The sequence below is a fragment of the Aggregatibacter sp. oral taxon 458 str. W10330 genome, from assembly GCF_000466335.1.
Lineage (GTDB): Bacteria > Pseudomonadota > Gammaproteobacteria > Enterobacterales > Pasteurellaceae > Aggregatibacter.
The window spans coordinates 1-10,807 of the sequence record NZ_KE952594.1 but is presented as its reverse complement, the minus strand read 5'-3'; the positions used below and the strand labels follow the sequence as shown (position 1 = coordinate 10,807).

Annotated in this window: 11 protein-coding genes and 1 pseudogene; 10 read left to right on the top strand and 2 right to left on the bottom strand. The window is 45.4% G+C overall.

Going from position 1 to position 10,807, the window contains the following annotated elements; translation table 11 throughout:
* Positions 1–221: 221 nt before the first annotated feature.
* The 3 genes and pseudogenes from HMPREF9065_RS09840 to HMPREF9065_RS08505 form a co-directional block, all read left to right on the top strand.
* Positions 222–350, top strand: a pseudogene (locus HMPREF9065_RS09840) (ABC transporter permease); the annotation flags it as partial.
* Complete coding sequence (locus tag HMPREF9065_RS08500) at positions 350–1,042, top strand: ATP-binding cassette domain-containing protein (protein WP_198009759.1); 693 nt, start codon at positions 350–352, stop codon at positions 1,040–1,042. The pseudogene HMPREF9065_RS09840 and the gene HMPREF9065_RS08500, both read left to right, overlap by 1 nt.
* A gap of 309 nt (positions 1,043–1,351) precedes the next feature.
* The gene (locus HMPREF9065_RS08505) at positions 1,352–1,966 is read left to right on the top strand and encodes a CadD family cadmium resistance transporter (RefSeq protein ID WP_021615292.1); all 615 of its coding nucleotides are present in this window, start codon (positions 1,352–1,354) and stop codon (positions 1,964–1,966) included.
* A gap of 108 nt (positions 1,967–2,074) precedes the next feature.
* On the opposite strand, the gene HMPREF9065_RS08510 is transcribed toward HMPREF9065_RS08505, so the two are convergent.
* Positions 2,075–2,299: a hypothetical protein gene (locus HMPREF9065_RS08510; protein WP_021615291.1), complete on the bottom strand. Its 225-nt coding sequence runs from the start codon at positions 2,297–2,299 to the stop codon at positions 2,075–2,077.
* A gap of 130 nt (positions 2,300–2,429) precedes the next feature.
* Here HMPREF9065_RS08510 and HMPREF9065_RS08515 point away from each other — a divergent pair, with 130 nt between their 5' ends.
* From HMPREF9065_RS08515 to ygiD, 6 genes are all read left to right on the top strand, one after another.
* Positions 2,430–3,293 carry an AraC family transcriptional regulator gene (locus HMPREF9065_RS08515; protein ID WP_021615290.1) on the top strand — a complete coding sequence of 288 codons (864 nt, stop codon included), beginning with the start codon at positions 2,430–2,432 and terminating at the stop codon, positions 3,291–3,293.
* A 357-nt stretch (positions 3,294–3,650) separates the two neighbouring features.
* Entirely contained in the window at positions 3,651–4,511 is an 861-nt protein-coding gene (locus tag HMPREF9065_RS08520; RefSeq protein ID WP_021615288.1) for an SDR family oxidoreductase, read from the top strand.
* Positions 4,501–5,325, top strand: a complete 825-nt coding sequence (locus HMPREF9065_RS08525) for an ABC transporter ATP-binding protein (RefSeq protein WP_021615287.1) — start codon at positions 4,501–4,503, stop codon at positions 5,323–5,325. The genes HMPREF9065_RS08520 and HMPREF9065_RS08525 overlap by 11 nt, the downstream gene beginning before the upstream one ends.
* 101 nt (positions 5,326–5,426) lie before the next feature.
* Positions 5,427–6,944 carry an ABC transporter permease/substrate-binding protein gene (locus tag HMPREF9065_RS08530; protein ID WP_021615286.1) on the top strand — a complete coding sequence of 506 codons (1,518 nt, stop codon included), beginning with the start codon at positions 5,427–5,429 and terminating at the stop codon, positions 6,942–6,944.
* Positions 6,945–6,991: 47 nt separating this feature from the next.
* The gene (locus HMPREF9065_RS08535; protein ID WP_021615285.1) at positions 6,992–7,189 is read left to right on the top strand and encodes a hypothetical protein; all 198 of its coding nucleotides are present in this window, start codon (positions 6,992–6,994) and stop codon (positions 7,187–7,189) included.
* Between the two features lie 408 nt (positions 7,190–7,597).
* On the top strand, positions 7,598–8,383 hold the full coding sequence (ygiD, locus tag HMPREF9065_RS08540; protein WP_084422193.1) for a 4,5-DOPA dioxygenase extradiol: 786 nt from the start codon (positions 7,598–7,600) through the stop codon (positions 8,381–8,383).
* Positions 8,384–8,542: 159 nt separating this feature from the next.
* On the opposite strand, the gene HMPREF9065_RS08545 is transcribed toward ygiD, so the two are convergent.
* A complete protein-coding gene (locus tag HMPREF9065_RS08545) occupies positions 8,543–8,872 on the bottom strand; it encodes a DMT family transporter (RefSeq protein WP_033002361.1) in 330 nt (109 codons plus the stop codon).
* 238 nt (positions 8,873–9,110) lie between these two features.
* Here HMPREF9065_RS08545 and HMPREF9065_RS08550 point away from each other — a divergent pair, with 238 nt between their 5' ends.
* A complete protein-coding gene (locus HMPREF9065_RS08550) occupies positions 9,111–10,637 on the top strand; it encodes a catalase (RefSeq protein WP_033002359.1) in 1,527 nt (508 codons plus the stop codon).
* Positions 10,638–10,807: the final 170 nt, after the last annotated feature.

Below are 10,807 nucleotides of genomic sequence, written 5' to 3'. Positions count from 1 at the left end.
CGTCAGAAGGAGGGGCTATCTGGGGAGCCGTTGGCAAAGCCAACGTTCAGAATCCTTTTGATTTTATAACCGCACTTTTTTGTCATTAGAAGAAAATGAAGAACTTAAACAGGTAATCACTTTATCGCCAAATATCACTTTTCCGGTAAACTTCATTCGTGAGCTTGCCTCGGGATTTTGCTAACTCCGAAACCACAATAGATTGTAATGGCACAAGCGAGGACGCTTGCGCTATCAGGGGGACTTCGACGGTGATGGCTTATGTGGTGTTGGTTATCGTGTTTGTGTCACTGTTTGAATACCTGATTACCAAGCCTTTGGAAATTTTGTTTATGCCGTGGAGAAGGTGATGCTCTGTCTTGAAAACGTGCGTTTTGAAATTCTCCGTGACCCCATCGTGCACGATTTCAGTTTGAACCTGCAACATGGCGAAGTGAAAGCTTTGTTCGGGCCGAGCGGCTGTGGCAAGACGACGGTTTTGCGTTTGATTGCGGGCTTGGAAACGCCGAAATCGGGCACGATACGCAATACTTTCCGCAAAACGGGTTTTCTGTTTCAGGAAAACCGCCTGCCGGAAAACTTGACCGCGATGCAGAATATCGCTATTTTTATGGACAAACCCGATGAAGGCGAAATCATCGCGCTGGCGGCGAAAGTCGGGCTGACTGCGGGCGATTTGAACAAATATCCGACCGAATTGTCCGGCGGCATGGCGAAACGGGTAGCATTTTTGCGCCTGCTGCTGTGCGGCTGCGACCTTGCCTTGCTGGACGAGCCGTTCGTCGGTTTGGACCGCGATTTGCGCGATATTTTGGTCGCCATGCTGGTGGACAAAATCGAGCGGCAGGGCATGGCGTGTATGCTGGTAACGCACGACCGCTTCGAAGCCGCACGCCTGAGCCATGAAATCATGCTGCTTTCCACTAAGGGCATGAACGTGCAAAACGTGATTACCCTGCCTACGCCGCTGTCCAAACGCGATTTGGCTTTTGAAGAAGCCGTGGTGGCAAGAGAGTTTCAGGGGATTCATTATTATGAGTGATAGGAATTTAAATTTCTGACAAACCTTGCGGTTCGTTGCCCTCTCCCTAACCCTCTCCCACGGGGAAAGGGGATCAGGTTTCTCAAAATCAGAGAGCCGTAGAATTGGGAATCAGATGTCAGGTAAACCTGAAAATGTTCAGGCTCGACAGCCCAATTCCCTCTCCCCGTGGGAGAGGGCTAGGGAGAGGGTAAGTAAGCCGCAGGCTTGCCTCTTTAGCGAAAGATACGAATCTGTTATCCGAACGCGATTCGGTTTTTGAAAAAGCCGTGGTGCCAAGGGGGCAGGGGATTCATTATGAGGTGCTTTATGTTTTTGACTGTGATTACTGCTGCTGTTTTATATATTGCTACAGCAGTAGATTTGTTGGTAATACTATTAATATTTTTTGCTAGATCAAATACTAGAAAAGAATATCGAGATATTTATATCGGACAATATTTAGGTTCTTTAATTTTAATATTAGTTAGTTTATTTCTAGCTTTTGTTTTGAATTATGTTCCGGAAAAATGGGTGTTGGGTTTATTAGGTTTAATACCGATTTACTTAGGTATTAAAGTTGCTATTTACGACGATTGTGAGGGCGAAAAAAGAGCTAAAAAAGAATTGGATGAAAAAGGGTTGTCAAAATTAGTCGGTATTGTTGCTTTGGTTACAGTTGCTAGTTGTGGTGCAGATAATATTGGACTTTTTGTTCCTTACTTTGTGACTTTAGATCTTATCGACTTATTAGTTACTCTTCTTGTATTTTTAATATTGATTTTTGTTTTAGTATATACAGCACAAAGATTGGCTAATATTTCAGGTGTTGGTGAAATTGTAGAGAAGTTTAGTCGTTGGATAATGGCTGTTATTTATATTGGTTTAGGGTTATTTATTATTATTGAAAATAATACAATTCAAACAATAATATCAATAATATGAATGATACGGGCATTTGAGTATCTGACAAACCTTCGGCTTGCTTCTTCAATACAAGATACAACCCTGTCCGCCCAATAAATCCATATCCGAAAGCATCTTCATGCAGAATTAAGCCAAACCATGAATAAGTTTTTCACCCACCCCATGCGGCCGTTTTTCGTCGGTGCGGCGGTGCTTGCCATGCTCGGCGCGTTGGTGTTTTTCATCAGCTCCGGTGCCGTCATTTTGAAATGAAACCAAATCAAAGCCAATTGAACCGTCATCTACTTGTGTATGGCCATCACGACCGCCGATTGCTGTTGCTATTGCTGATGTTTTGTAGAAAATTTTCATGATATTGTCCTCAATTCAATATTGGTTAAATGTTTTGGCGTACTGCCGTTGAAAGTGAGTTCATTATATTGAACGGCAATATGAAGTGTTATATGATTCATCCAAATTATTTGCCTATTCCTACAAAATTATGTTCTCAACTGAAACGATAGAACGCTTATTAAAAGTTATTCCACATAACGAACTCTATTCATCACCGATTAAAGGCTTATTTCTTCGCCATTCAGATCAACCATTTTGTTACCAAGGTATTATTCAAGAGCCGAGCATTTGCATCGTGTTAAGCGGAGAACGTGAAGTGCAGCTAGGCGAACAATGCTACCGATTTGATAATCAACATTTTATGTTTTGCCCAGTAAACATACCGATGCGTGGCGAGATTAAATATGCAGAGCCGCAAAAGCCGTTTTTAGTGATGTCGATGAAAATTGATATTGAAAGCGTTAGCAAGATTTTATTAGCAAATCCAAACCTTGCAGATGATGTTCAACAGGGCAACGAAAGTTTTGCACAATGGCATCTGGATGAATCTCTCAAAAATGCTGTTGAACGCTTATTATTCTTGCACGAAAATCCAAAAGATATTGAGTTTCTTGCACCGCTTATCCAACAAGAAATATATTATCGACTCCTTACAGGCGAACAAGGTGGCAAATTTAAAGCCATGGTAAGCAATGGATCGCACACCAAAAAAATCGCCCAAGCCACCCATTATCTGCAACAACATTTTAGTGAAACCATCACCGTGGAAACCTTGGCAAATCTAAGTGGTATGTCATTATCTGGATTTCATAGTCATTTTAAGAAGATAACCAGCCTTTCACCGATGCAATATCAAAAATCCTTACGTCTGATGGAAGCCAGACGACTAATTGCACAAGAAGAGCAAGGCATTACTGAAACCGCTTACCAAGTCGGCTACGAGTCACCTAGCCAATTCAGCCGTGAATACAAACGCTATTTCGGGCATGCACCGAAGGGGGATATTAAATAGATGGGTATTAAAGATAGATGGCAAAAACACGTTGGAATTTGACCGCACTTTTGTATTTGTTATTCAAAAATCGTTCTACCACGATCTATCTAGGAATTAAATTCAGATAAATACCGAATTTTTTATTTTAATCAACGGTAGGAAATGCCCCATGTGGTCATGATTCCTCGTTGGAGACACGAGAATAGGTCTGCGCCGACATGGGGTTGGCACTGTTACTTTCCGGTGATGTTGTGCTATTGATAGAAAGTGGCCAATTGAGCGTTGCTTTACCTGAATACAAACTTCCTACTACCCTAAAGCTACTTTTTCAGCTACACTTATCTTATATCTACACAGTTCCCCAAGGAGTTCCTCATGAACATCGCCATCACCGGTGCCAGCGGCAACATCGGCGGCATGGTCGCCCGGCACCTCAATTCACGCGGACTGCCGCTAATTCTGCCACTGCGTAACCCCGCCAAAGCGCCCGACCTGCCGAACTGCGAGGCGCGGCAGTTTGCTTATGGCGATTTGGAGCTTGCCAAGCAGGGGTTAAACGGGGTGGACGTGCTGTTTATGGTGTCTGCCGCCGAAAGCCCAACACGCGAGCAGGAGCATTTGACTTTGGTGCAGGCTGCTTCAGAAGCGGGCGTGCAACACATTGTCTATCTCTCTTTTGCGCAGGCGGCGTTGGATAGCACCTTCACGCTGGCGCGTACCCATGCGGTGACCGAAAATGCAATCCGGCAAACAAATATGCGCTACACCTTTCTGCGCGACAATTTTTACAGCGAGATGATGGCAACGATTGCCAACGCAGACGGCATCATCGCAGGCCCAGCCGACGATGGGCGCGTTGCCTGCGTTTCGCAGCGCGATGTCGCCCAAGCGGCGGCAAACGTTATCGCCGACATTGCGTGCGGCAACCACTGCCACGACAATCAGGCTTACACGCTGACCGGTTCTCAATCATTAAGTTTTGCTGAAATAGCCGCCGTCTTAACCGAAATTACCGATAAACCGCACCGCTACTACAACGAAACCGTGGAAGAAGCTTTCGCCAGCCGTAAAGCTGCGTATTCTGACACGCCCGATTGGCAGATTGAGGCGTGGGTTTCCACCTACACCGCCATTGCCAAAGGCGAACTTGCCGCCGTTTCAGACGACCTGCCACAGTTGTTGGGACGTGCACCGCTTAATTTTGAAGACGTAGTAAGGGCACAATATGCAAAATAATCTTGTCCCGTTTATCGAATTTCGTGGCGCAGGCAAGCAGTATGATGGCAAATATGCTGTGCGCGATTTGGATTTGACTATTTATGAGGGTGAATTTTTCGTGTTGGTGGGCGGATCGGGTAGTGGTAAATCCACCACTTTACGCATGATTAACGCGCTAATTGAACCGACCGATGGCAACGTTTATCTGCACGGCAAACGGATTAAAGACTACGACATCCGTCAGCTGCGCCACCAAATCGGCTATGTATTGCAGCAAATCGCGCTTTTTCCCACGATGACTGTGGCAGAAAACATCGCGCTCATGCCCGACGTACTGGGCTGGCCGAAAGCCGAACGCAAAGCGCGCGTGAACGAATTATTGGAGTTGGTGGAACTTGACCCTGCGCACTACCGCGACCGCTATCCGCACGAACTTTCCGGCGGCGAACAGCAGCGCATCGGCATTTTGCGCGCCATTGCCGCCAAACCCCAAGTACTGCTGATGGATGAACCGTTTTCCGCGCTCGACCCGCTGGTGCGCACCGTACTGCAAGACCAAATTGCCATGATTCACCAAAAATTTGGCACCACTATCGTTTTCGTTACCCACGATATGCAGGAAGCCGCCAAACTTGCATGCCGAATCGGTGTAATGCATAACGGCAAACTGGTACAAATCGGCACACCTGAAGAAATCAAAAAGCAGCCGGCAAACGATTACGTGCAATCGCTGTTTTCCACCGCCGACGCACCCGATGCCCAACGCATCATCCACCAATTCTTACGGTTGGATAAACAGGGACAGGAAGCTGTGAGAAGGGCAGTGTTATGATGGTGAAGGCCGTCTGAAACCTCTTTCAAGGCGCTAATACCTTGCTGTAAAGCAAACATAAACATCTATTATTCAACATACTAACCATAAAATTTAAAACTATGTTCTCATCCCTAAACGTTACCCCAGCAGAACTCTGGCAAATGCTGCTTACGCATTTATGGCTTTCCGGACTGGCTTTGCTCGCGGCAGTGGCAATTGCCGTGCCTGCCGCCGTGTTGTTTGCGCGCAGACAGCGGGCAGCGGAAGCGGTATTGCAGTTCACCAATATATTGCAAACCATCCCGTCTTTGGCACTGCTGGGTTTGCTGATTCCGTTTGTCGGTATCGGTTCGCCGCCCGTCTTGATTGCGCTTACGCTATACGCCCTGTTGCCGATTTTTCAAAATACCTATTTGGGGCTGACCCAAATCGACCAATCGATTCAAGATGCGTACACCGCATTCGGGCTATCGCGTTGGCAATCATTATGGCGGATTGAGCTGCCGATGGCACTGCCTGCCATGATTTCGGGCATACGCACGGCGGCAGTGCTGATTGTCGGCACGGCAACACTGGCGGCGTTAATCGGTGCAGGCGGCTTGGGCAACCTGATTCTGCTTGGCATCGACCGAAATAACATGACGATGACGTTTACCGGCGCATTGCTCTCCGCATTACTGGCTGTCGGCGTAAGCGGCATTATCGGACTGTTGCAGAAATCGCAACGTAAATTGCCGATTATTCTTGCATTGACTGTGGGCTTCGGTGCACTCGGTCTGTCGCAGATTTCATTTACGCCTGCCACAAAAAACGTGGTGATTGCCGGCAAAATGGGGAGTGAGCCGGATATTCTGATTAACATGTATAAATTCTTGATTGAGCGTGAAAATCCGAATATCAGAGTTACAGTAAAACCTAATTTTGGTAAAACCACCTTCCTGTTCAACGCGCTAAACAGCGGCGAAATCGACATTTACCCCGAATTCACCGGCACCGTGCTGGAAGCCTTAGTACAAGTACCAAGTGAACAGAAGAACCGCCATCTGTCGCCAGATGAAACCTATCAACGGGGCAAACAATTATTGGCGGAACAATATCAGTTAGAGTTTCTACCACCAATGTCTTATCAGAACACTTACGCGTTGGCAGTCAAAGAAAGCTACGGTGCATCGCACCAACTGAAGACAATCAGCAACTTGAAGCAGGTAGCACCCGATATCCGAGCAGGTTTCTCACTGGAATTTATCGACCGAGCAGACGGCTATAAAGGCATGCAGGCTGCCGGTATCACGCTAAAACATATTGTTAGCTTGGAACCTGCCTTACGCTATACGGCATTGTTGAATGACAAAATCGACCTAGTAGAAGCCTTTTCTACCGATGCAGAATTGAAACAATATCAATTGCGCCTGCTGAAAGATGATATTTCCCTGTTCCCCGCCTATCAGGGCGCGCCGCTGATGAAAGCAGAATTTGCCGAGAAAAATCCTCAAATTGTGACCGCACTTAACCGACTGGCGGGAAAAATTAGCGAAGAGGAAATGAGCGAGATGAACTACCGCGTAAAAGTGCAAGGCGAAAGTGCGGAAAATGTAGCGCGGGATTATTTGGAGAAAAATGGGTTGTTAGGAAAGTAAAATTGGCAGTAGGCTACCTGAAAGCATCAGATTCTTAGGGAGGTATTATGAAAGCCGTAAAAATCTACCAAGCCGGCGGTCCGGAACAACTGATTTATCAAGACGTGCCAACACCTGATATCAAAGAGGGTTGGTCACAGGTAAAAATCAAAGGCTTCGGCATCAACCATTCCGAGATTTTCACGCGCGAAGGTAAATCGCCGTCTGTCCAATTTCCTCGTATCTTGGGCTCTGAAATTTTTTAGATGGACTTTTTATTTGACCCCTCGTAGCGTGCAACTTGTTGCATGAATAATTAACCTCGATGCGTAAGCGTGCATCTTGATGCTCGACCAAACCATACACGGAACGTTATTTAACTCTTTCGGGCATTCATGATTTCGTGCAACAAGTTGCACGCTACGACTCACAATAGTGATATGAAAATAAACACGGTTGCCAGTTTTCACAAGCTCTTTGAGGGGCTTGTGAAGTATAGGCTCTTATAGGGGAGCCTAAAAACTGTACGTTTTACGTGCGGGTTGTTATTTTGTCGTAAAGCCAAAAAATATTTTATTATTTTCTATCAGTAAAAAATGTTGTTCACAAAGTGCGGTTTATTGCTTAATCATTTATCCGTACAATTTGCTTCATCAAATAACGAGGAGAAAATGATGAAAAAAATGCCGGTCTTGTTTGTTGGGCATGGTAGCCCGATGAATGTGTTAGAAAAAGAAAATCCATTCAACCAGAATTTCAGTCTAATTACGCAAAACTTTGCTAAACCAAAAGCCATTTTGATGATTTCGGCGCATTGGTATAGCAGCCGTTTGCAAGTGACATCGGGTGAACATCCTGAAATGATTTATGATTTTTACGGCTTTCCCGAAGAACTCAGCCAAGTGCAATATCCGGCACCCGGTTCGCCTGAGTTGGCGGAACAAGTGCGGTCGTTATTGCAGCCGGAAAATGTCGAGCTTAACCCAACGCGTGGCTTTGATCACGGTGCATGGGCGGTGTTGAAGTTTCTCTATCCCAATGCGGATATTCCGGTAGTGCAGCTGAGTCTTAACCGTTTGCAACAGGCACAGTGGCATTTTAATTTGGCTAAAAAATTGGCTGCTTTGCGTGAACAGGGCGTGTTGATTATCGGCAGTGGCAACATTGTGCATAATTTGAGAGCCATAAGCTGGGAACATATTAATCAAATTGGTGCGGGCTATGACTGGGCGTATGCGTTCCGTGATCATATTAATCACGCTATGATGACGAAAAATGACGATGATTTGGTGCATTATGAGCAATTTGGCGAAGGTGCGGTGCTTTCAGTCCCCACACCGGATCATTATTTGCCTCTCTTGTATGTGATGGCGTTGCGTGCGCCGGAGGAAAAAGTGGCATTTTTCAATGACAATTTGATTGCCGGTTCCTTGAGTATGACCTCTGTGTTGGTGGGATAAAATGAACGCAACACTTTATGTTGAAATCTATAAATTGGGGCGGACAAGTGGCGGAAATTCCACTTTCCGTTGCTGCTTTTAAAGCACCGTTCACGCAAGGATCCGCCCAGTAAAATAATAAGAAAGAAAGGTGACAACAATGACGTTATTTTCTAAAAATTAGTAATTCGTTGTTGAAAATAGATTAATCACCAGCACGCCGGAAATAATCAGGGCAATTCCTAACATAGCAGGCATATCGAGTTTTTGTCCAAAGGCAAAGTAAGCAACCATCGCTGTCAAAATAATCCCTACACCGGACCAAACGGCATAGACCAAGCCGACAGGCAGGCTGCGGAAGACAATGGAGACTAAATAAAACGATAAAGCATAAATCAATAACGCACTGATGGTGGGAAGCGGTTTGGTAAAACCATCGCTTAATTTCAGCAAATTGGTGGCGATAACTTCCAAGCCGATAGAGCCACCCAGTAAAAGCCAAGGATTCATATTTTCTCTCCGTTTGTAAAATCTTTCTAAAAAATGACCGCACTTTTGCTCGATCATTGAACAGATGATGAAAAACGACAATTTTGAGCGGAATATAGCAAATTTGCATTACGCCGTCGCAATTCTTTTTTAGATAGGGTTTTCGAATTGATTTAATAGATTTCAATCGGTAAAACCTTTCTATATTATACTTGGCGATACTTACTTCAAGCTAATACTATTTATTAAGGAGTTTTCTATGAGTGCTAAATGCCCTTTTTCTCATTTAACCAGTACGCCTTTAACGATGGGTAACGGCGCGCCTGTTGCCGATAACCAAAACAGTTTAACTGCCGGCCCACGCGGTCCGTTGCTTGCACAGGATGTATGGCTAAATGAAAAATTAGCAGATTTTGTGCGTGAAGTGATTCCGGAGCGTCGTATGCACGCGAAAGGTTCCGGTGCATTCGGCACCTTTACTGTGACGAATGACATCACTCAATATACCCGCGCCAAAATTTTCAGTGAAGTCGGCAAAAAAACGGAAATGTTTGCACGCTTTACGACCGTTGCCGGTGAACGTGGTGCTGCGGATGCGGAACGTGATATTCGTGGTTTTGCTTTAAAATTCTATACCGAAGAAGGGAACTGGGATTTAGTGGGTAACAACACGCCAGTATTTTTCTTGCGCGATCCGCGTAAATTTCCTGATTTAAATAAAGCGGTAAAACGCGATCCGCGCACCAATATGCATTCTGCGACCAACAACTGGGACTTTTGGACATTGTTACCTGAAGCCTTACACCAAGTTACTATTGTTATGAGTGATCGTGGGATTCCGGCAAGTTATCGTCATATGCACGGTTTCGGTTCACACACTTACAGTTTCTGGAACAAAGCAGGTGAGCGTTTTTGGGTGAAATTCCACTTCCGTACCCAACAAGGCATTAAAAACTTAACCGATGCCGAAGCGGCGGCGGTCATTGCTCATGATCGTGAAAGTAATCAACGTGATTTATACGAAGCGATTGAACGGGGGGATTTCCCGAAATGGACGTTATACGTGCAAATTATGCCTGAAGCCGATGCGGAAAAAGTGCCTTATCACCCATTCGATTTAACCAAAGTCTGGCCGAAAAAAGACTATCCATTAATTGAAGTAGGGGAGTTTGAGCTTAACCGCAATCCGGAAAACTTCTTTGCCGATGTAGAGCAATCTGCCTTTGCACCGAGTAACTTAGTACCGGGGATTGGTGTCAGCCCGGATAAAATGTTACAAGCGCGCTTGTTCAACTATGCGGATGCACAACGTTATCGTTTAGGGGTGAACTATCGTCAAATTCCGGTCAATCGCCCACGTTGTCCGGTGCATAGCAACCAACGTGATGGTCAAGGTCGTGTAGATGGCAACTACGGCAGCTTACCGCACTATGAGCCGAATAGTTTTCAACAGTGGCAACAACAACCGGATTTCGCCGAACCACCACTTCGTATTAATGGCGATGCGGCACATTGGGATTTCCGTCATGATGATGACGATTACTTTAGCCAACCGCGTGCGTTATTTAACCTAATGAACCCAACGCAAAAGCAAGCGTTATTCAACAATACGGCTGCTGCCATGGGCGATGCTCCGAATTTCATCAAATATCGCCACATTCGCAACTGTTATTGGTGCGATCCGGCTTATGGTGAAGGCGTTGCGAACGCCTTAGGCTTAACCGTGGAAGACGCATTAAAAGCACGTGACGAGGATCCAGCGTTAGGTCAACCGGGCTTATTGTAATCTACAATAGCGTACACAATAAAAAACGTCTGAAAATCTGACCGCACTTTTGACCGTAATGCAAAAAAGTGCGGTTATTTTTTTATATGATTTGTCCGCTTTTGGCAGACGTTTATTAACCTCAATGCGTAATTCGCGATGTCGTAGCGTGCAACTTGTTGCACGAATGA